The sequence below is a fragment of the Ruegeria sp. B10 genome, assembly GCF_056539825.1.
Genome location: NZ_JBQFVP010000008.1, coordinates 127,172 through 146,284, shown reverse-complemented (window position 1 = coordinate 146,284; position 19,113 = coordinate 127,172). Strand labels below are relative to the sequence as shown.

Below are 19,113 nucleotides of genomic sequence, written 5' to 3'. Positions count from 1 at the left end.
CCGATACCTCTTGCACCTTTTCGCGCGGTCCCTATAACGCAGGACAATTTGGGCGCTGGGGCGGTGCCCTGACTCGCTGACAATCGAAGGAACAAGGCCATGCCGAGAAGAACCGACATCCAGTCGATCATGATCATTGGGGCGGGTCCCATTGTTATCGGACAAGCCTGCGAGTTTGACTATTCCGGCGCTCAGGCCTGTAAGGCGCTGCGCGAGGAAGGGTACCGGGTCATTCTGGTGAACTCGAACCCCGCGACGATCATGACCGATCCGGGTCTGGCCGATGCCACTTATATTGAGCCGATCACCCCCGAAGTGGTCGCCAAGATCATCGAGAAGGAGCGCCCCGATGCCCTGCTGCCCACCATGGGTGGTCAGACCGGCCTGAACACCTCGCTCGCGTTGGAAGAGATGGGTGTGCTGGACAAGTTCGGCGTCGAGATGATCGGCGCCAAGCGCGACGCCATCGAAATGGCCGAAGACCGCGCCCTGTTCCGCGAGGCGATGGACCGGCTGGGTCTTGAAAACCCCAAGGCAACCATCGTGACCGCCCCCAAGCGCGAAGACGGCTCCACCGATCTGGATGCTGGCGTGCAGATGGCACTGGATGAGCTGGAAGAGATCGGCTTGCCCGCCATCATCCGCCCTGCATTTACACTGGGCGGCACCGGCGGTGGCGTTGCCTATAACCGAGAGGATTATATCCATTTCTGCCGCTCGGGCATGGATGCCTCGCCGGTGAACCAGATTCTGGTCGATGAAAGCCTGCTGGGCTGGAAAGAATACGAGATGGAGGTAGTGCGTGACACTGCTGACAACGCCATCATCGTCTGCTCGATTGAAAACGTCGATCCGATGGGCGTACACACCGGCGACTCGATCACCGTGGCCCCGGCCCTGACGCTGACCGACAAAGAATATCAAATCATGCGCAACGGCTCGATCGCTGTTCTACGCGAGATCGGGGTTGAGACCGGTGGCTCGAACGTACAGTGGGCGATCAACCCTGAAGATGGCCGCATGGTCGTCATCGAGATGAACCCACGGGTATCGCGCTCGTCCGCTCTGGCGTCCAAGGCAACAGGTTTCCCGATTGCCAAGATCGCCGCCAAGCTGGCCGTCGGCTACACGCTGGACGAGTTGGACAACGACATCACCAAGGTCACGCCCGCCTCGTTCGAGCCGACCATCGACTATGTCGTCACCAAGATCCCGAAATTCGCCTTCGAGAAGTTCCCGGGCTCGGAACCCTACCTGACCACCGCGATGAAGTCAGTGGGTGAGGCCATGTCCATCGGCCGCACCATCCACGAATCGATGCAAAAGGCTCTGGCCTCGATGGAATCGGGCCTGACCGGCTTTGATGAAATCGAAATACCCGGCCTGAACGTCGGCGTTTGGGAAGAGACCGACGACAAGGCTACCGTGATCAAAGCGATCAGCCAGCAGACCCCAGACCGCCTGCGCACCATCGCGCAGGCCATGCGTCACGGTCTGTCCGACGATGAGATTTTCGGCGTTACCAAGTTCGACCCGTGGTTCCTCGCCCGCATCCGCGAGATCATCGAGGCCGAGCGCCAGGTCCGCAAAGACGGCCTGCCGGTCACCGAGGACGGCATCCGAAAACTGAAAATGCTGGGCTTCACCGACGCACGTCTGGGCAACCTGACTGGCCGTGACGAAGACAACGTCCGCCGCGCCCGCCGCAATCTGGGCGTAAAGGCCGTGTTCAAACGCATTGACACCTGCGCCGCCGAATTCGAAGCGCAGACACCTTATATGTACTCGACCTACGAAGCTCCGATGATGGGTGAAGTCGAGTGTGAGGCACGTCCAAGCGACCGCAAAAAGGTCGTCATCCTCGGCGGTGGTCCGAACCGGATCGGTCAGGGCATCGAGTTCGACTATTGCTGCTGTCACGCCTGCTTTGCGCTGACCGACGCGGGTTATGAGACCATCATGGTCAACTGCAACCCTGAGACGGTCTCGACCGACTATGACACCTCGGACCGTCTGTATTTTGAGCCGCTGACTTTTGAGCACGTCATGGAAATTCTGACGAAAGAGCAGGAAAACGGCACGCTGCACGGTGTGATCGTTCAGTTCGGCGGCCAGACTCCGCTGAAACTGGCGAACACGCTTGAGGCCGAAGGCATTCCGATCCTCGGCACCACGCCAGACGCGATCGACCTGGCCGAAGACCGGGAACGCTTCCAGGCGCTGGTCAACGAGCTGGGCCTGAAGCAGCCGAAAAACCGCATCGCTTCGACCGATGAACAGGCGCTTGAGATCGCCGAAGAGATCGGATTCCCGCTGGTGATCCGCCCCTCTTACGTTCTGGGCGGCCGCGCGATGGAGATCGTGCGCGATATGGATCAGCTGCGGCGCTACATCAACGAGGCTGTTGTGGTCTCGGGCGACAGCCCGGTTCTGCTGGACAGCTATCTGGCGGGTGCGGTGGAACTGGACGTCGATGCTCTGTGCGATGGCACTGACGTTCACGTTGCAGGCATCATGCAACACATCGAAGAGGCAGGCGTTCACTCGGGTGACTCGGCCTGTTCGCTCCCGCCCTATTCGCTTTCGAAAGAGATCATCGAGCAGATCAAAGAACAGGCGTTCAAACTGGCCAAAGCGTTGAACGTGGTCGGCCTGATGAACGTTCAGTTCGCAATCAAGGATGGTGAGATCTACCTGATCGAAGTAAACCCGCGCGCCTCGCGTACCGTTCCCTTCGTCGCCAAAGCCACCGACAGCGCGATTGCGTCCATCGCAGCGAGGGTCATGGCGGGTGAGAAACTGGCGGACTTCCCGAAACGCCCGCCCTACAAGACAGTCGACGACAGCAAGATCGCCGACCAGATGACACTGGCCGACCCGGACATGCCGTGGTTCTCGGTCAAAGAGGCCGTGCTGCCCTTCGCACGCTTCCCTGGCGTCGACACCATTCTGGGCCCGGAAATGCGTTCGACTGGTGAGGTCATGGGCTGGGATCGCGACTTCCCGCGCGCATTCCTGAAGGCACAGATAGGCGCTGGCATGGTGCTGCCCACATCCGGCCGCGCATTCATCTCGATCAAGGATGCAGACAAAGGGCCGGACATGTTGGAGGCCGCGCGCGTTCTGGTCGATCAGGGCTTCGAACTGGTCGCCACACGCGGCACGCAAGCGTGGCTGGACGCGCAGGGCGTACCTTGCGATGTGGTCAACAAGGTCTATGAGGGTCGCCCAGATGTGACTGACCTGATGAAAGACGGCGGTGTTCAGCTAGTGATGAACTCGACCGAAGGCGCACAGGCGGTGGAAGACAGCCGATCGATCCGTTCAATCGCTCTCTATGACAAGATCCCCTATTTCACCACCGCTGCCGCCAGCTACGCCGCAGCGTTGGCGATCAAGGCGCAGGCTGAAGGTGACGTCGAGGTGAAATCGTTGCAGGGTTGACCTGCAGCACCAAGGAAAAAGCAAAACCCCCGGTCGTTGACCGGGGGTTTTTCATTTAAGTAGCAACCGCTTGCCGTTTCTCATCTCGCTGGAAGAACAGCAGGTAGAAGACCGGGGCCGCGACCATGGTCAGGACCGTGGCAAAAGCCAATCCGCCCATGATGGTGACCGCCATCGAGACAAAGAAAGCGTCGGTCAGCAGCGGGGCCATCCCAAGGATCGTTGTAATCGCAGCCAGCATGACCGGCCGCAGACGCGATACGGAGGCTTCGATGATCGACTCCTGCAGGGGTTTGCCCGTTGCTCGGACCAGATCAATCTCTTCGACCAAAACGATACCATTCTTGATCAGCATCCCCGACAGGCTGAGCAAACCCAGAAGCGCCGTAAAGGTGAACGGCAGCCCGGTGCCCAGCAAACCGATGACCACACCGTTCACCGACATGGGCACCAACAGCCAGATGATGACCGGCTGGCGGATCGCATTGAACAAAAGGACCGAGATCAGCACCATGATCAACAGGCTCAGTGGCAATTGCCTACCAAGGCTTTCCTGGGCATCGCCCGAGTCCTCGAACTCACCGCCCCATTCCATACGATAGCCGGGTGGCAGATCCATCTCTTCGATGGTTGCGCGTACCTCGGAATGCACCTGAGCGGCGGTCACGTCCGGCGGGATATCTGCGCCAACGGTGATGGTAAGCACTCGGTTGCGCCGGTGGACCTCGGTGTTGAGCAGCTGGTATTCGAACCCATCCACCATCTGTTCGATGGGTACGAATTGACCTGACTGATCGGAATACACGACCTGATCGACAATCGAATAGTCACCCTCTGCAGGGCGGCGCAGAATAATCGGGATCAGGCGGTCGCGCTCGCGCAGGACGCCACCGGTGATGCCGTCGGTCGAGAATTGCAGCGTGGCCGCAATATCTTCACGCGAAACACCGGCTGTCTGCGCGCGTTCGGTTGCGTAGATCGGTTGAACCGCCAGTTCTTTTTCGCGCCAGTCATGATGGACGTTGAGTGCGTTCGGCGTAGCAGCCGCCATGCGTTGAACTGCTTCGTCCGCCAACTGCCGCAGCACGGCTGGGTCGCTACCCGAGAAGCGGGCTTGGATCGGGGTGCCTCCACCCGGACCAAAAACCAGACGTTTGGTGCGAAACTCGCTTTCAGGGAACTGAGCCACCCCAAAGGCCTCAAGCTCGGCCTGCAGCACTGGGATATCCTCAAGCGTTTCCGTCCGAATGATCATGTGACCGTAGCTTGGGTTCGGGTCCTCTGCGCTATAGGTCAGCATGAAGCGGGTCGCACCCTGCCCGACAAATGTGGTGACGGACACCACATCGTCACGTTCGGCCAGCCAATCCTCGACCACTGCCATATCCGCAGAGGTACGTGAGATTGGTGTGCCCTGAGGCAGTTTGTAGTGGACAAAGAACAACGGCGTATTCGAGTCCGGAAAGAATTGCTGCTTCATAAGGCCGAAGCCCGCATAACAGGCCACCGTCACAGCGATCAGTCCGGCCACGACGAGCCAGCGGAACCGCAACGCCCAGCGCAGGATCGCGCCGTAAACGCGGAACAGAAGGTTGCCATAGGCGTCAACTTCACCCTCTTTGCCCTGCTTGAAGAAGTAATGCGCCAACATCGGTGTTACTGTGATTGCCAGAACCCAGCTGAGCAGTAATGAGATCCCGATAACTGCAAAGAGCGAGAACAGGAACTCTCCGGTCGCGTCGGGGCTGAGACCGATGCCCGCAAAGGCCATGATGCCGATGACCGTTGCGCCCAGCAGTGGGATCTGCGTTTTCGACGCCACCTCATCCGCCGCATCGCGCGAGGATTTACCGCGCAACATCGCGATCTGCATGCCTTCGGCCACCACGATGGCATTATCCACCAGCATCCCCATCGCAATGATCAGGGCACCCAGCGAGATCCGCTCCATTTCAATCGAGAACAGCGCCATGAACAGCAGCGTCCCGACAACGGTGAGCAGCAACGTCGACCCGACTACAATGGCAGCGCGCCATCCCATAAAGAGGCCCAGAACAGCGACCACGATGATCACCGACATGGCGAGGTTCACAAGAAAGTCGTTCGAGGCTTGCTCGACCACCACGTGTTGCTGGTAGATGGGCAGAATTTCAACGCCAAACGGAATTTGCGTGTCCAGCTCCGCGAATTTTGCATCGGCGCGCTTGCCGACTTCGACGATGTTCTCGGCGGCTAAACCGGCAATGCCAAGCGTAAAGGCCTCGGTCCCATCGAAACGGATCATGATATCCGGGTCGGTCTGACGGGCGCGGTAAACGTTGGACATGTCAAACAGGTTGATCACCTGCCCTTGCGAGCCGACCGACAACCCGGCGATGGCCGACACACTATCCGAGCCTTCGGCTGTCAAAATGGTGGTGCGGTCGTTCTCGGACCGAACCGAGCCGGAGGAGTTGACCGAATCCGCGTTAGCAATTGCCTCGTTGATGGCTTGGATGGGGACATTCTGATTCACCGAGATAGACAGATCCGGTTCGATGAAGATCGCTTCTTGCGGCAGGCCCTGCACCTCGACATCAGCAACGCCGTCGACGGTCAACAACTCACGCCTCAGAAACGTCGCCAGTTCGTGCTTTTCTGCATCCGAAAATCCCTCGGCGGTAACTGCGTAGAACAAGCCGAACACGTCGCCGAAACCATCATTGACGTAGGGCTGATTTACACCGGATGGCAGGCCCCGCGCCGCATCACGCACCTTGGCGCGCAGGCGGGTCCAGATTGCGGGCAACTCGCTGCCGTCGTAGGTGGATTTAATCTCAACCTCGATCAGAGACTGCCCCGGCTGATTCAACGAGGTGATCGTATCCACTTCGCCCATTTGCTGGATCGCCGATTCCAGAGGCTCAGAGACTTCCAGCGCCACCTGCTCGGCCGTAGCGCCGGGGTATTGCGTGACGATCACTGCGTTTTTGATTGTAAAAGCCGGGTCCTCCAGGCGCCCTAGGGAAAGGAAGCCCCAAATACCACCAAACAAGGCGATCAGGATGATCAGCCACGTGTATAGCGGTCGGTCGATCGATGCGCGTGCAATTCTCATCAGCCCGCCCCTCAGTTCGAGAAGCCGGTGAAACGGCGCACGCTCTGGCCGTCCGTCAACGCCGAACCGCCCGCGACAACAACCTCATCGCCGTCTGACAAGCCAGTCAGAACACGGACTTCACCGGTCTGCGTTGGTTCGATGGTTACGGGTGCAAGGCGTACCGTGCCCTCGTCTGCGCCAGCCGGAGAAAAGACCATCACGCCCAGCGCGCTATCCGCGCCAGCGACGATTGCTGATGCCGGTAGAACGATTCCCGTGCGGCCATCCCTGACATGCACGTTCACCGACACGGACGAACCGGGCAGAATCTGCAGCCCCTCAGGCGGGGTCAGACCGAACTGAATGCGGAAGGTCTGCCCAACGCTCGAAGTCTCGGCGTCGAACTCACGGATTTCCAGCGGGAAGACTTCATCGCTTACGGGGAATTTGGCCGTGATCGTGATGTCATCCTGCTGACCCGAGCGTTGGAACAGGATCTCGGGGACGTCAACCTCGATCCGCAGTTCCGACATGTCGTGAATGCGCACGATCGGAGTTCCCGCCGACACGGTGGTAAAGGCCTCAACTGCGCGGCTTGACACAAGCGCGTCAAACGGGGCCGTCAGTGTTGCGTGTTCCAGCTCGTATTCCGCGTCGCGTACGGCGATAGCGGCCAGTTGCGCTTCGGTTTCGGAATCATCGACCGCCACTTGGCTGGCCGTAGTGCCGCGCAGCCGCGACAGGCGCGCGACGGTGCGGTCGGCCTGTTCTTTCTGCAGGCGGGCGCGATCCAGCCTGAGTTCAAATGGCTCCTGATCCAGACGGGCAATCAGACCGTCCTTTGGGATGACGAACCCCTCGGTGACGGGCATCTCGACAATCTGCCCCGGAACCTGAAAGGCCAAATCAACGGTCTGACGCGCAGCAACGCGGCCGAAAAACTGCCGTGTGAAACCCGGAGCCGTTTCCTGCACCTGCATTAGCTTGACCGGTTTCGCGGTCTCTTGCGCGACAAGCGGCGTCGCCAAAACGGCCAACAGAAGGCCCAGAGAAGTCAGCTGTTTCATTTCTTCAATCCCTCGGGAATTCCCGTTTTCAGTACGTTGTCACGAATCTTGCTCGCCATCCGGGCGAACTCGGCTGTTTCTTCTGCATTCAGGCCAGAGGCCTTGTGAAACAGATCTCCGGCTGCTGACACCAACATATCTCGCGCGCTCTCGCCTTGTTCGGTCAGCACAAGCAACCAGGCACGGCGATCATTGGGATCGCGCTGGCGTGCCAGATAGCCAGCTTCTTCCAGAGTATCCGCAGTGGCCGTAATGGTGGAGGGTACGCTCAGCATGTCAGCCGCCAGAACACCCATTCGCTTGGGTTCATCCAGCTTGATCAGCATGTGGCATTCCGGGTGGCTCAGGTCTGTTTCGATGGTGTCGAAGGTCTCTTCGAGTTTCCAGTAGAGGGCATAGACGCCCATGATTGCCTGAATTTCAGGGCTCAGGCGGCCAAGCCTGTCGCTGATACTGTCTGACATTGAAGAGACTCCGAGACGTCGTTGCAGGTCATATACTTCAAATTGTGAACTATTCAATAACTGAAGTGGAGAATCACCCTCCGGCCTAGCTTCCCTCGGGTAACCAAGACTTGATCAAATGCCCCTGTGACTGCATTTTGAGCAAACCCTAAAAGTTCAGGACTTGCCATGTATATCCCTGCAATCACCGGTACAGGCGTTTTCACGCCGGAAAACGTCATCACCAATGCCGAGCTGGTGCGAGCCTTCAACGCCTATGCCGACAAGGTGAATGCAGAGAACGCCCAGGCCATCGAAGCCGGACAGATGGAGCCGATGCAGCACTCCTCTGAGGAGTTCATCGTCAAGGCGTCCGGCATCGAAAACCGCTATGTGATGGATAAATCCGGCGTGCTGGACCCCGACACTATGTACCCCGCTTTGCGCCAGCGCAGCGATGACGAGCCGGGGATCATGACCGAAATGGCGGTTGATGCCTGCAAAAAGGCGCTGGCGCAGGCTGGTCGGACAGCGGCAGATGTCGATCTGGTGATCTGCGCGGCCTCGAACCACGAACGGGCCTACCCAGCCATTGCCATCGAGATACAGCAGGCCCTGGGCATTAATGGCTTTGGGTTTGACATGAATGTCGCGTGTTCCTCGGCCACGTTTGGCATTCAGGCGGCGGCGGATATGGTGCGGTCGGGCTCGGTGCGGTCAGCATTGGTGGTGAACCCCGAGATATGCTCTGGCCATCTGGAATGGCGCGACCGGGATTGTCATTTCATCTTCGGCGATGTGGCCACGGCCACCTTGATCGAACGAATCGAAGACGCGCAAGGCCCGCATTTTGAGGTCCTGTCGACCCGCTGCGCCACCAGTTTCTCGAACAATATCCGCAACAATAACGGCTTTCTACGCCGCTCGCGCCCTGATGGGATGATCGACCGGCGCGACATGCAGTTCATGCAGAACGGGCGCAAGGTCTTCAAGGAAGTGCTTCCCATGGTCAGCCAGCATATCAGCGACCACATGGAGGCCGAAGGCATCGGCAGCGACGACCTGACACGCCTGTGGCTGCATCAGGCCAACAAAACCATGAACGATTTCATCGGTAAGAAGGTCCTTGGACGTGTGCCCGAGGCGGGTGAGCAACCCAACATCCTGCAGGACTATGCAAACACGTCCTCAGCCGGGTCGATTATCGCCTTCTCCAAATATTCGGACGATCTTGAGGACGGGGATATCGGGCTGATCTGCTCGTTCGGGGCGGGGTATTCGGTGGGGTCCGTAATTGTGAAACGGAAATCCTGATCTGACACTGTATAGTAGAAGCCGTCAGGTGGCGGTGCAAAAAGCACGTTCTAACAACGACCGCCCAAAGGCGCCTGGTGCCAACTCTTAACTGACGCTCTCTTCTTCGAGATGCAGTTTCATCTCGATCAGTACCTGCTGCAAAAGGCTGGTTTCCTTCAGCAGGCGCTTGGCTTCGTTGACGGTAATGATCCCGTCTTCGATGGCCGCCTGATACTCGGTCATCAGCATGGCGAAACGCTGGCTCAGGGCGATGACATCCGCGTTTACGCCACCTGTGCGCGGGGAATCCGTGTTGCGATCCCCGTAGGACAAGGTGATGTTCTTAAGGTCCGCCAGCGCCGAAGTGACATGCGGATAGTTGGCAGCGTTCTCTAGCCGCGCCACCGCGTCAACGGGCATGAACCGATCCGCGTGTTCCGAGTTGTCCGAATAGTAGCGGCCGAGCGTTGCCTTTGATTTGCCTGTGATCTCGCACGCGGCTTCGATCCCGACATCTTTCACCAAGGCTTCGGTGTGTTTCTTAAGATAGGCCCCGATATCTGCCATAGTTCTACCTTTGCTACCTGCACGCGCCGCCCCTTCTGTCCGTTTTGGGGGAAAGCACAGGGAAATTTCCCATAACCGAGTCATAATTGAAATGCCATAAATTGACTATCCCTCAGATATGCGAGGGTTTTGTGAGTGAGTGGCGGCCGTTCAGTGCCGGTAATGAGTAATCGTGAGGCAATATTGTTCAGCCTCACTCCGTTTTGGTCACATGTTGACCGATGGCGTCGCTGTTGCATGCGCAAGGTTCCATCCCCAAAGAGCATCTGCTCGGCCTCTGCAATGGTAACGGCGACGTCGCTTCCCCCTGCTCGATTGATGGCTTGTTCGATTGGCTTCCGCGCTTTAGACCCGCCGCATGGCAAAACTGTATTTCAACTACTCGACGATGAATGCGGGCAAATCGACCGTATTGCTGCAGGCCTCGCACAACTACCGTGAGCGCGGCATGAAGACCTATCTGATGACCGCCGCTGTGGACGGGCGCGCCGGTGTGGGGCGGATCGCCTCGCGTATCGGGATCTCCGAAGAGGCCGACACCTTCCGCCCGGAGGATGACGTTTTTGCCATGATCGAAACGCGCCAGAAGGCCGATCAGATCGCCTGTGTCTTTGTGGATGAGGCACAGTTCCTGTCCGAGGATCAGGTCTGGCAACTGGCCCGCGCCGTGGATGACCTGAAGCTCCCAGTGCTGGCTTATGGCTTAAGGGTAGATTTCCAGGGCAAACTCTTCCCCGGTTCAGCCGCCCTGCTGGCCTTGGCCGATGAGATGCGCGAGGTCCGCACCATCTGCGAATGCGGACGCAAAGCCACCATGGTGATTCGGCAGGACGAGAGCGGCCGCGCCATCACCGAGGGTGCCCAGGTCCAGATTGGCGGGAACGAGACCTATGTCTCGCTCTGCCGTAAACACTGGCGCGAGGCAGTCGGCGACTAGACCGGATTCGGCAAGTCGCGCCCGGCGACAAAGGCGGCCACATTGTCCAAAGCCATATGCCCCATGCCGGTTCGCACCTCTTCGGTGGCAGTGCCAAGATGCGGCAGCAGGGTGACGTTCTGCATCTCGCGCAGTGCTTGCGGCACAGCCGGCTCGAACTCGTAAACATCCAGCCCGGCCCCTGCGATCTGTCCCGCTTGCAGCGCGCTGATCAGAGCGGCCTCATCCACCACTTCACCCCGTGCGATATTCACCAGAATGCTCGAGGGCTTCATAGCCTCGAGCACTGCGGCGTTGATCAGATGGCGTGTCTCAGTCCCGCCCGGAACGGCCAGAACAAGAAAATCGACCGAGGCCGCAAGTACCGAGAGATCGGGGATGAACTCGGCCTCAAAATCAAGCTGCTTGGTACTGCGGGATTGGTACGCGACCCGCATGCCGAACCCGAAGTGACAGCGCCGCGCGATGGCTTGGCCGATGCGGCCCATGCCGACGATGCCCACCCGCTTGCCGGTGACATGATGCCCCAGCATCTGCGTGGGATGCCAACCCTGCCATTTATCAGCCCGCACCAGACGCTCCCCCTCACCCGCGCGCCGCGCGGTCGAAAGGAGCAAGGTCATGGCGATATCAGCGGTCGCATCTGTGACCGCGCCGGGCGTGTTGGTGACAGCGATGCCCAAGGCGCGCGCGGCCTCGACATTGATGTGATTGTAGCCGACGCCGAAATTGGCCAACAGCTTGCAGCGCGGCTCAGGCACTTTGGCGAAGATCTCGGCCGAGAACAGGTCGCCCAGAGTGGGCACAACCACGTCGTAGTCCTGCAACGCCCGCACCATCTCACCCTCGGAAAGCGGAGTGGTTGCGGGGCGAATCTCGACATCGAACTCGGCAGCGGCCCGTGCTTCGACCGCCGGTGTCATCGGGCGCGTGATCCATAGCTTCATCAGTGCATCCTTCCGCCAACGGGGACTTTGCCATCCGGGCCAATCAACACGATCTCACCGTTTTTATCCGGCAAACCCAGCACCAGAACCTCGGACATGAACTTTCCGATCTGGCGCGGCGGGAAATTCACAACGGCCATCACCTGCTTGCCGATCAGAGTAGACGGGTCGTAATGCGCTGTGATCTGGGCCGAGGTTTTGCGCTCGCCAATCTCGTCGCCGAAATCGATCCACATCTTGATGGCGGGCTTGCGGGCTTCGGGATAGGGCTCGGCGCGGATGACCTCACCGACGCGGATGTCGACCTTCAGGAAGTCGTCGAAGGAAATCTCACTCACGGCCCAACTCCTTGGAACGGTCGGTCGCGGCCTTGACGGCCCGGTGCAGCAGGTTCGGGAAACCCTCTGCTTCATGCATCAGAACCTCTAGCGCGGCCTGTGTCGTGCCATTGGGCGAAGTCACATTGACCCGCAGTTGGGAGGGGTCTTCCTCGGCGGCCATGGCTAAGGCACCGGCGCCTGCAACCGTGGATTTCGCCAATCTCATGGCCATCTCATGCGGCAGACCCTGCGCCTGCCCTGCGGCGGCCAGCGTTTCGATCAGGTGGAACACATAGGCGGGGCCAGAGCCGCTGACGCCCGTGACCGCATCTATCTGAGCCTCGTCCGACAGGCGCACGGTTTCACCAATCGCAGACAGCAGGTTTTCCGCGAGGTCCAAATCGTCATCTGACACATGTGCGTTGCCGATCATCGCCGTGATACCCTGACGGATCGCCGCCGGTGTGTTCGGCATTGCCCGTACAATCGGTGTGCCTTCGCCCAGCACGTCTTCGAACGTTGCAATCGAGGTGCCTGCCGCAACGGAAACGAACAGGCTGCCACCGCCACCGAGGGCCTGGATCGCCGGCAGCGCCTCACCCATCATTTGAGGTTTGACGGCCACCAGCACGACTGCGGGGGATTCGGGCAGTGGCGTGTTGATGTTGACGCCCTGCGCTTTCAGCCAGTCCGAGGGGTAAGGATCAATCACCCAAACGGAAGCGGCGGGCAGACCGTGATCCAGCCAACCCGCCAACATCGCGGACCCCATCTTTCCGCAACCCAATAACACAAGGCCCTGCTCGGCCACGCGTGACATGTCCATCTGTGCCCCTCCCCTATTCAACGGTTCAGGGCAAAGGTTTACGCTCGGCCGTAGGCCTCTGCAATGGCGACTTGCATCGCCTCTTCCGGATCGCGATTGCCCCAGGTGACCAGCTGAATCGCCGGGTAGTAGCGCTCAGCGCTCAGCACGGCGGCGTTGATCATGGTGTCGATCTGATCAGGGCTCGCGGTCTGACCACCGGCCAGAACCAAGCCGTAGCGATAGACCATCAGCTTCTGGTTCGCCCAATAGGTAAACGCGCCCGCCCAGCACTGATCATTCATCTTGTTGAGCAACTCATACAGCTCACTCTCACGCTCGGCCGGAGGCTCCATCTCGAACGAGCAAACCATGCGCAGCGTTTCATCATAATTGGACCAGGCCAGCGTGATCGAATAGGTCCGCCATTGCCCTTCGACAGCCATAGCGATCTGATCGTCGCCGATGCGGTCAAAATCCCAGTCGTGATGTTCGGCCAGATGTTCAACAATATCGATTGGATGAAGGTCTTCTTCGAGAAACTGCTCGGAAAGGGCCATAATGCCACCTCACTACTCTCTAGCATTTCGGGGCTGGCAGCGCCCCAGCGCTAGTTGCCTGCTCTACAAGCCGGGCTTCCCCCGTAGGCCTGTACCAAATATGGTGCGCCGCAAGAGGGTGTCTGGCAACCCCATTTCTTGGGGATAACAGCAATAAGTTGTGGACAGTCGGCAACGACGATCAAAATATTGGCGCCTCATGCAGCTTTGTCTTGATTAATTTCTGCAAGGCGGCATGATACACAACACCGCACAATCCGACCTTGGATTGGGCGGCGCTAAACTTGTCTTCAAATCTGGATTTGGGCGTTACTTGTCCAGTTTCGCCTCAAGTGCGGCGATGCGCGCCTCAAGCGCGGCGTTCTCTTCGCGGGCCTTCTGGGCCATGGCGCGCACAGCGTCGAATTCTTCACGCGTGACGAAATCGCGGTCGGCCAGCCAACGGTCGATCATCGACTTCATCGCATTCTCGGCCTCTTCGCGTGCGCCCTGCGCCACACCCATGGCGTTGGTCATCAGCTGGGAAACGTCGTCGAGGATCTTGTTGCGGGTTTGCATGGCTTTTCTCCGAAATCGCGGTTGTTCCCTATATGGGGAAGGATTGGCGCAGGCTCAAGGTTGACTTGCCCTGCAAACCCCGGGCAATGAGACGCACATGCAGGCTGTTCTGAATTTCCCCGATCTGTCGCCCGAGCTGTTCTCGATCTCACTGTTCGGGATGGAGTTCGCGCTCAGGTGGTACGCGCTGGCATATATTGTCGGCATCCTGATTGCCTGGCGTCTGGCCGCGATGGCCCTGCGGCGTCCTGCTCTGTGGCGCCATGAGACGCCACCTATGAAGCCCGAACAGTTGGATGACCTGCTGACCTGGATCATCATCGGCGTCATTCTCGGTGGGCGGCTGGGTTTTGTGCTGTTCTATCAACCGGCCTACTACTTGTCGCACCCGGCAGATATCCTGAAGGTCTGGCAAGGGGGGATGGCCTTTCACGGCGGGCTGCTTGGGGTGATCGTCGCCTCATACCTCTATGGTCGCCGTTACAACATTCCGACCCTGTCGCTAGGGGATTTGGTAGCCTATACCGTCCCGCCCGGCCTGTTGCTGGGACGGCTTGCCAATTTCATCAATGCCGAGCTTTGGGGCCGACCAAGCGAGCTGCCCTGGGCCGTGATCTTTCCCGGCTTCGCGGCGCAGGACTGCCCCGTTGTCGTGGCCGGTATGTGTGCCCGTCACCCCTCGCAACTATACGAAGCCGCGCTAGAGGGTGTCTTATTGGGCGCAGTCCTTCTGTGGCTGGTCTACCGGCGCGGCGCGTTTCGGAAACCCGGCCTGATCATGGGCGTTTTCCTCGCAGGCTACGGGGCGTCCCGCTTCCTGGTCGAGTTTGTCCGTCAGCCCGACGCGCAGTTCATCTCGCCCGGTAACCCGCTTGGGCTGGCGTGGCATATCGGCGGCTACGGCCTGACAATGGGGCAAATCCTGTCCCTGCCGATGATTGCTCTTGGGCTATGGTTGGCCCTGCGCGCCCGGCGAACGGCATGAGCCTGCACGAACTTCTGATCGCCCGAATCCGGCAAGACGGCCCGATGACGCTGGCCGATTACATGACCGAATGCCTGCTACACCCAACTTTGGGCTATTACTCAACGCGCGATCCGTTCGGCGCGCAGGGGGACTTCACGACTGCACCGGAAATCAGTCAGATGTTCGGCGAGTTGATCGGCCTATCACTGGCGCAAAGCTGGATGGATCAGGGGCAGCCATCCACGTTTACGCTAGCCGAACTTGGGCCGGGTCGCGGTACACTGATGGCGGATATCCTACGGGCGACCCTTTCGGTTCCCGGTTTCCATGATGCGGCCAAGGTTGTTCTGTTGGAAGCCTCCGAGACGCTCCGAGACGTGCAAAAGGCAACCCTGAAAGCTCACAATCCGCAGTGGATCACCAATGTCGGCGAGTTGCCGGACATGCCGCTCTTTCTCGTGGCGAATGAGTTCTTTGACGCCCTGCCCATCCGTCAATTCCTGCGTGAGGGCGTCACTTGGTGCGAACGATTGATCGGTGAGGCCGATGGCGCGCTGAGTTTTGGCCTTGGCCCGGCCGCACCACAAGCGGCACTGCAGGACCGGCTGCCTGATACGCGAGACGGGGATCTCGTCGAACTCTGTGCACCTGCCATTCCGATTCTAACCATCCTCGCCAGCCGAATCGCGCAGAACGGAGGGGTAGCTCTGATCGTGGACTATGGCGACTGGCGCTCGCTTGGCGATACGTTTCAGGCCCTAAAGGCGCATGAGCGTGTGGACCCTCTGCAAACCCCCGGTCAGGCAGACCTGACCGCGCATGTGGATTTTGAGCCCCTGGCGCTGGCAGCAAAGGCGGCAGGCTGTGCTCATACCCGCCTGACACCACAAGGTCTTTTTCTGGAACGTCTGGGAATCACCGCTCGTGCACAGGCTCTGGCCAAGGGTATAGGCGGCTCCAAGCTTGATGAACTGGTGGCCGCACATCGCCGGTTGACGCATCCCGATGAAATGGGAAATCTGTTCAAAGTGCTGGGCCTCTACCCGCCCCAAGCTGCGCCTCCACCGGGACTGGAACCATGACTTTGGAAATTCTCACGTCGGATATGCTGGCCCCCGTAAAACACGGCTTTTTCAGCCGTAGAGGCGGCGCATCCTCGGGCGTCTTCGCGGGATTGAACTGCGGCTATGGCTCGTCCGATCAGACCGAGATCGTCGCCCTGAATCGCCGACGGGTTGCTGACGCGATGGATGTCACGCCCGAGGCGCTGGTTGGTATTCATCAGGTTCATTCGCCCGATGTGCTGACGGTGGATGCGCCGCTTACGGGTGACAAACCCAAGGCGGATGCGCTCGTGACCGCCACGCCCGGGTTGGCTCTGACAATTCTGACCGCGGACTGCCAACCTGTGCTTTTCTGCGACCCCGACGCGAACGTGATCGGCGCCGCCCATGCTGGCTGGCGCGGAGCTTTGGACGGCGTGTTGGAGGCCACATTGGACGCGATGGAAGCACTGGGTGCCACGCGCGAAAACACGCGTGCCGTGATCGGGCCATCCATTTCGCAGGCGGCCTATGAGGTCGGCCCCGAGTTTCTTGATGCGTTCATGTCGGAGTCCTCGGAAAACAGCAGGTTCTTCGCCAATGGCACCGACGACCGGATGCAATTTGATTTGCCAGCCTTTGGTCTGCACAAACTTCGTCAAGCGGGTGTCGGGCAGGCAGAATGGACCCGGCACTGCACTTATTCCGATCCGGATCGCTTTTATTCATACCGCCGGACAACACACGCCAAAGAGGCGGATTACGGGCGGTTGATTTCGGCGATCAGATTGTAGATTAGGCCCCAATTAAGGCAAAACCGCCACCTTTCCGCCACATTTATTGTGTTTACCTGACACAGAATCGTAGTGAATTTTGTGCCAGTACTCAGAAGGTTATCTGTCTTTGCCGACAAATGAATGCTGGCACCTCAAACAGAGGAACCGCCAACCTTTATTTTTTGTCCGTTTTTGATCCCGGTTAAGCCTTATCCCTGCCGCAAACCTGCGGCACGTTAAGTCTACACACACGGAATGAGGCTCAGACCTCCGATCGAGCAGGACCAGAAAATGAAACAGAAATCTCGCTTTCTCAGCGCGGTCATTCAGGCCGCACAGGACCCGAAACTGGACATGCCGTGGAAGCGAGTTTCAAGCCATTCTGTCAGGGTTGCACGCCGTCTCGCGACGCAACGCTGAAACAGAAAGCCAACGGAACCAAGCTGCCGGTTCCATTTGGTAAACGCGCACCGGGTAGTGCTCCGGTCCGATGTGCGTGGGATGCAACGAAAACTGCATCCTGAGTTCGGAGCGTGTTTGTGGGCATTTTCGCCCGCGCTGTACGAGTTTGTCTGGGGGGTCAATGGATTGACCAATGGAATGCGAAATTGCTTCGCTGTGCGCTGCGGCCATCGCCGGTGCCCAGGGGTTACCCATTTATTTCAAGACAAAGAACCGAACCGACAGATGGGCCTGCATGGGGGTATGCCCCGTCTGATCCGGTTCTAAAAGGAACGGAATATTGATGACTATTCCAAAATCACTGGCCATTGCTGCCAGAAATGCTGTCGAAACCTCGGCATTGCTCCGCGACACTCCGCGGCCGACGACAAAACAGAAAGCCCAGCTGCGCCGTTACGAAGTGAGCGCTTTGCTCAAAAACGGAGACATCGCGCAAACCCGGCATATCGCACCTGCCCTGCCGATGTTCGAGGACGCCTTTTGCGCCTTCTCACGGGGGTCACTTGTGGAAACCGAACAAGGGCCGATGGCGATCGAGGACCTGCTGCCGGGCGACACGGTACTGACGCAGGACGGGACCTCTGAGACCGTTTTGTGGAAGGGCTCGGTGACGCTGATACCGGGCCGCGAGGATTCTCGCGGGCGCACCCGTCCGTTGACCCGCATCATGGCTGATACGTTTGGCATGCAGAAGCCAATGTCCGGCGTGATTGCCGGACCTGCCGCGCGCCTGCTTGGCACGCCAGCCCATTTGCGGCGCCTGCATGGCGGGTCACCGATTCTGACGCCTGTCGCCGAATTTCAGGACGGAATGGCTGTTGTGGAAACAATGCCGCCCACTCCGGTGGAATTGTTTCACATATGCCTGAAAAAACACTCGGTCATCCGTGTAGACGGCCTGCCCTTTGAAACCTATCATCCAGGTGCTAATGCGGTTCGCATGATCAGCCATTCGTTACGGTCGATCTATCTGAACCTGTTTGCGCATATCGAATCGTTGAACGATTTTGGCCCGTTGCTTATGCCGCGCGCCGGAGACGGAGAGATCGACGCGATATCGGCGTGAAGTGTTAAAGAGTACTGCAGAGTGGGGGCTTTATGCAGATTTTGATAGGATGGGCTTTGACCCTGGCGGTGGTGGCTATGCTGCCACCCTGCCCAACAGAAACACGACGGATGTGGTTTAGGCCGAGCGGTTCATTCGGTCTTCCAGCACATCGAACGGGACGCCTGGGTCGTCTTTTGCGCCGCGGATAACAAGCGATGTCTTGACGCTGGCCACGTTTGGCGTGGTCAGTAATTCTCCGGTCAGGAACTGCTGAAAACTGCTGAGGTCGGGCGCGACGCATTTCAGAATGAAGTCAACCTCGCCGTTCAGCATGTGACACTCACGGACCAGCGGCCATAGTCCGCACTGCGCCTCGAACGCGCTGAGTTCCGATTCTGCCTGGCTGTCCAATCCAACCATCGCAAAGACCTGAACCTCGAAACCAAGCTCGCGAGCGTTCACTTCAGCGTGGTAGCCGGTGATAAACCCCGATTCCTCCAATGTACGGACGCGGCGCAGGCACGGAGGGGCCGAGATACCGACCCTTTTGGCCAGCTCCACATTGGTCATGCGACCGTCCGCCTGCAATTCCGCCAGAATCTTGCGATCAATTTCATCCAGCCGGGTCGTGACCATAAAACGCTCCTGATTTTTCGGTTCTTATATCAGCACCCAGCCCACGCGCAATAATGTTTCGTAGCTGCGCAATTTTCTTTGTTTTCAAATCGCTCATTTGCGCAGGGCCATACCGTCAAGGCATATCAGCTTCCCTTCATGAAGGGGCTTTAAGCCCT

At 58.9% G+C, this 19,113-nt stretch carries 18 protein-coding genes; 8 read left to right on the top strand and 10 right to left on the bottom strand.

Going from position 1 to position 19,113, the window contains the following annotated elements:
• Nucleotides 1-99: 99 nt before the first annotated feature.
• A complete protein-coding gene (gene carB / locus ACR0J4_RS12795; protein WP_170643127.1) occupies nucleotides 100-3,444 on the top strand; it encodes a carbamoyl-phosphate synthase large subunit in 3,345 nt (1,114 codons plus the stop codon).
• A 55-nt stretch (nucleotides 3,445-3,499) separates the two neighbouring features.
• Here carB and ACR0J4_RS12790 read toward each other — a convergent pair whose 3' ends face one another.
• From ACR0J4_RS12790 to ACR0J4_RS12780, 3 genes are read right to left on the bottom strand one after another with little or no spacing between them, the layout of a single operon-like run.
• Nucleotides 3,500-6,541, bottom strand: a complete 3,042-nt coding sequence (locus tag ACR0J4_RS12790) for an efflux RND transporter permease subunit (protein WP_170643128.1) — start codon at nucleotides 6,539-6,541, stop codon at nucleotides 3,500-3,502.
• A gap of 11 nt (nucleotides 6,542-6,552) precedes the next feature.
• Nucleotides 6,553-7,590 carry an efflux RND transporter periplasmic adaptor subunit gene (locus ACR0J4_RS12785; protein WP_170643129.1) on the bottom strand — a complete coding sequence of 346 codons (1,038 nt, stop codon included), beginning with the start codon at nucleotides 7,588-7,590 and terminating at the stop codon, nucleotides 6,553-6,555.
• Entirely contained in the window at nucleotides 7,587-8,054 is a 468-nt protein-coding gene (locus tag ACR0J4_RS12780; RefSeq protein WP_170374701.1) for a MarR family transcriptional regulator, read from the bottom strand. Before ACR0J4_RS12780 ends, ACR0J4_RS12785 begins: the two co-directional genes overlap by 4 nt.
• Nucleotides 8,055-8,222: 168 nt before the next feature.
• Between ACR0J4_RS12780 and ACR0J4_RS12775 the strand changes: the two genes are divergently transcribed.
• Nucleotides 8,223-9,347, top strand: a complete 1,125-nt coding sequence (locus ACR0J4_RS12775) for a beta-ketoacyl-ACP synthase III (RefSeq protein ID WP_170643130.1) — start codon at nucleotides 8,223-8,225, stop codon at nucleotides 9,345-9,347.
• An 87-nt stretch (nucleotides 9,348-9,434) separates the two neighbouring features.
• Here the strand turns inward: ACR0J4_RS12775 and ACR0J4_RS12770 are convergent, their stop codons facing one another.
• Nucleotides 9,435-9,896, bottom strand: coding sequence for a hypothetical protein (locus tag ACR0J4_RS12770; RefSeq protein ID WP_170374695.1), 462 nt, complete (start codon nucleotides 9,894-9,896; stop codon nucleotides 9,435-9,437).
• A gap of 358 nt (nucleotides 9,897-10,254) precedes the next feature.
• Here ACR0J4_RS12770 and ACR0J4_RS12765 point away from each other — a divergent pair, with 358 nt between their 5' ends.
• A complete protein-coding gene (locus tag ACR0J4_RS12765) occupies nucleotides 10,255-10,833 on the top strand; it encodes a thymidine kinase (protein ID WP_170555842.1) in 579 nt (192 codons plus the stop codon).
• On the opposite strand, the gene ACR0J4_RS12760 is transcribed toward ACR0J4_RS12765, so the two are convergent.
• The 5 genes from ACR0J4_RS12760 to ACR0J4_RS12740 all read right to left on the bottom strand — a co-directional run bounded on the left by ACR0J4_RS12760 (nucleotide 10,830) and on the right by ACR0J4_RS12740 (nucleotide 14,023).
• Nucleotides 10,830-11,780, bottom strand: coding sequence for a 2-hydroxyacid dehydrogenase (locus ACR0J4_RS12760; protein ID WP_170643131.1), 951 nt, complete (start codon nucleotides 11,778-11,780; stop codon nucleotides 10,830-10,832). The two genes, ACR0J4_RS12765 and ACR0J4_RS12760, sit on opposite strands and share 4 nt — an antisense overlap.
• Complete coding sequence (locus ACR0J4_RS12755; protein WP_170643132.1) at nucleotides 11,780-12,118, bottom strand: tRNA-binding protein; 339 nt, start codon at nucleotides 12,116-12,118, stop codon at nucleotides 11,780-11,782. The genes ACR0J4_RS12760 and ACR0J4_RS12755 overlap by 1 nt, the downstream gene beginning before the upstream one ends.
• Nucleotides 12,111-12,926 (bottom strand): pyrroline-5-carboxylate reductase, encoded by an 816-nt coding sequence (gene proC / locus ACR0J4_RS12750; protein WP_170643133.1) that lies wholly within the window; start codon nucleotides 12,924-12,926, stop codon nucleotides 12,111-12,113. Before proC ends, ACR0J4_RS12755 begins: the two co-directional genes overlap by 8 nt.
• Nucleotides 12,927-12,964: 38 nt before the next feature.
• Nucleotides 12,965-13,465: a type III secretion system chaperone family protein gene (locus ACR0J4_RS12745; protein ID WP_170468281.1), complete on the bottom strand. Its 501-nt coding sequence runs from the start codon at nucleotides 13,463-13,465 to the stop codon at nucleotides 12,965-12,967.
• Between the two features lie 309 nt (nucleotides 13,466-13,774).
• The gene (locus ACR0J4_RS12740) at nucleotides 13,775-14,023 is read right to left on the bottom strand and encodes an accessory factor UbiK family protein (protein ID WP_050604795.1); all 249 of its coding nucleotides are present in this window, start codon (nucleotides 14,021-14,023) and stop codon (nucleotides 13,775-13,777) included.
• A gap of 97 nt (nucleotides 14,024-14,120) precedes the next feature.
• Here ACR0J4_RS12740 and lgt point away from each other — a divergent pair, with 97 nt between their 5' ends.
• From lgt to ACR0J4_RS12715, 5 genes are all read left to right on the top strand, one after another.
• Nucleotides 14,121-15,008, top strand: coding sequence for a prolipoprotein diacylglyceryl transferase (lgt, locus tag ACR0J4_RS12735; protein ID WP_170643134.1), 888 nt, complete (start codon nucleotides 14,121-14,123; stop codon nucleotides 15,006-15,008).
• Nucleotides 15,005-16,072, top strand: a complete 1,068-nt coding sequence (locus ACR0J4_RS12730; RefSeq protein WP_170643135.1) for an SAM-dependent methyltransferase — start codon at nucleotides 15,005-15,007, stop codon at nucleotides 16,070-16,072. Before lgt ends, ACR0J4_RS12730 begins: the two co-directional genes overlap by 4 nt.
• Nucleotides 16,069-16,827, top strand: coding sequence for a peptidoglycan editing factor PgeF (pgeF, locus tag ACR0J4_RS12725; protein WP_170643136.1), 759 nt, complete (start codon nucleotides 16,069-16,071; stop codon nucleotides 16,825-16,827). Before ACR0J4_RS12730 ends, pgeF begins: the two co-directional genes overlap by 4 nt.
• A 273-nt stretch (nucleotides 16,828-17,100) precedes the next feature.
• A complete protein-coding gene (locus ACR0J4_RS12720; RefSeq protein WP_425085140.1) occupies nucleotides 17,101-17,229 on the top strand; it encodes a hypothetical protein in 129 nt (42 codons plus the stop codon).
• A gap of 325 nt (nucleotides 17,230-17,554) precedes the next feature.
• Nucleotides 17,555-18,337, top strand: a complete 783-nt coding sequence (locus ACR0J4_RS12715; RefSeq protein WP_170643137.1) for a Hint domain-containing protein — start codon at nucleotides 17,555-17,557, stop codon at nucleotides 18,335-18,337.
• Nucleotides 18,338-18,454: 117 nt separating this feature from the next.
• Here the strand turns inward: ACR0J4_RS12715 and ACR0J4_RS12710 are convergent, their stop codons facing one another.
• Nucleotides 18,455-18,955, bottom strand: coding sequence for an Lrp/AsnC family transcriptional regulator (locus tag ACR0J4_RS12710; RefSeq protein ID WP_170480443.1), 501 nt, complete (start codon nucleotides 18,953-18,955; stop codon nucleotides 18,455-18,457).
• Nucleotides 18,956-19,113 lie beyond the last annotated feature (158 nt).

Bases quoted from the DNA above. Each gene is read 5' to 3' on its own strand.
- ACR0J4_RS12745 (WP_170468281.1), bottom strand. From the start codon at position 13,465: ATGGCCCTTTCCGAGCAGTTTCTCGAAGAAGACCTTCATCCAATCGAT.
- ACR0J4_RS12780 (WP_170374701.1), bottom strand. From the start codon at position 8,054: ATGTCAGACAGTATCAGCGACAGGCTTGGCCGCCTGAGCCCTGAAATT.
- ACR0J4_RS12790 (WP_170643128.1), bottom strand. From the start codon at position 6,541: ATGAGAATTGCACGCGCATCGATCGACCGACCGCTATACACGTGGCTG.
- pgeF (WP_170643136.1), top strand. From the start codon at position 16,069: ATGACTTTGGAAATTCTCACGTCGGATATGCTGGCCCCCGTAAAACAC.
- ACR0J4_RS12775 (WP_170643130.1), top strand. From the start codon at position 8,223: ATGTATATCCCTGCAATCACCGGTACAGGCGTTTTCACGCCGGAAAAC.
- ACR0J4_RS12715 (WP_170643137.1), top strand. From the start codon at position 17,555: ATGACTATTCCAAAATCACTGGCCATTGCTGCCAGAAATGCTGTCGAA.
- ACR0J4_RS12760 (WP_170643131.1), bottom strand. From the start codon at position 11,780: ATGAAGCTATGGATCACGCGCCCGATGACACCGGCGGTCGAAGCACGG.
- ACR0J4_RS12720 (WP_425085140.1), top strand. From the start codon at position 17,101: ATGAAACAGAAATCTCGCTTTCTCAGCGCGGTCATTCAGGCCGCACAG.
- ACR0J4_RS12730 (WP_170643135.1), top strand. From the start codon at position 15,005: ATGAGCCTGCACGAACTTCTGATCGCCCGAATCCGGCAAGACGGCCCG.
- ACR0J4_RS12785 (WP_170643129.1), bottom strand. From the start codon at position 7,590: ATGAAACAGCTGACTTCTCTGGGCCTTCTGTTGGCCGTTTTGGCGACG.
- lgt (WP_170643134.1), top strand. From the start codon at position 14,121: ATGCAGGCTGTTCTGAATTTCCCCGATCTGTCGCCCGAGCTGTTCTCG.
- ACR0J4_RS12765 (WP_170555842.1), top strand. From the start codon at position 10,255: ATGGCAAAACTGTATTTCAACTACTCGACGATGAATGCGGGCAAATCG.
- proC (WP_170643133.1), bottom strand. From the start codon at position 12,926: ATGGACATGTCACGCGTGGCCGAGCAGGGCCTTGTGTTATTGGGTTGC.
- ACR0J4_RS12710 (WP_170480443.1), bottom strand. From the start codon at position 18,955: ATGGTCACGACCCGGCTGGATGAAATTGATCGCAAGATTCTGGCGGAA.
- ACR0J4_RS12770 (WP_170374695.1), bottom strand. From the start codon at position 9,896: ATGGCAGATATCGGGGCCTATCTTAAGAAACACACCGAAGCCTTGGTG.
- carB (WP_170643127.1), top strand. From the start codon at position 100: ATGCCGAGAAGAACCGACATCCAGTCGATCATGATCATTGGGGCGGGT.
- ACR0J4_RS12740 (WP_050604795.1), bottom strand. From the start codon at position 14,023: ATGCAAACCCGCAACAAGATCCTCGACGACGTTTCCCAGCTGATGACC.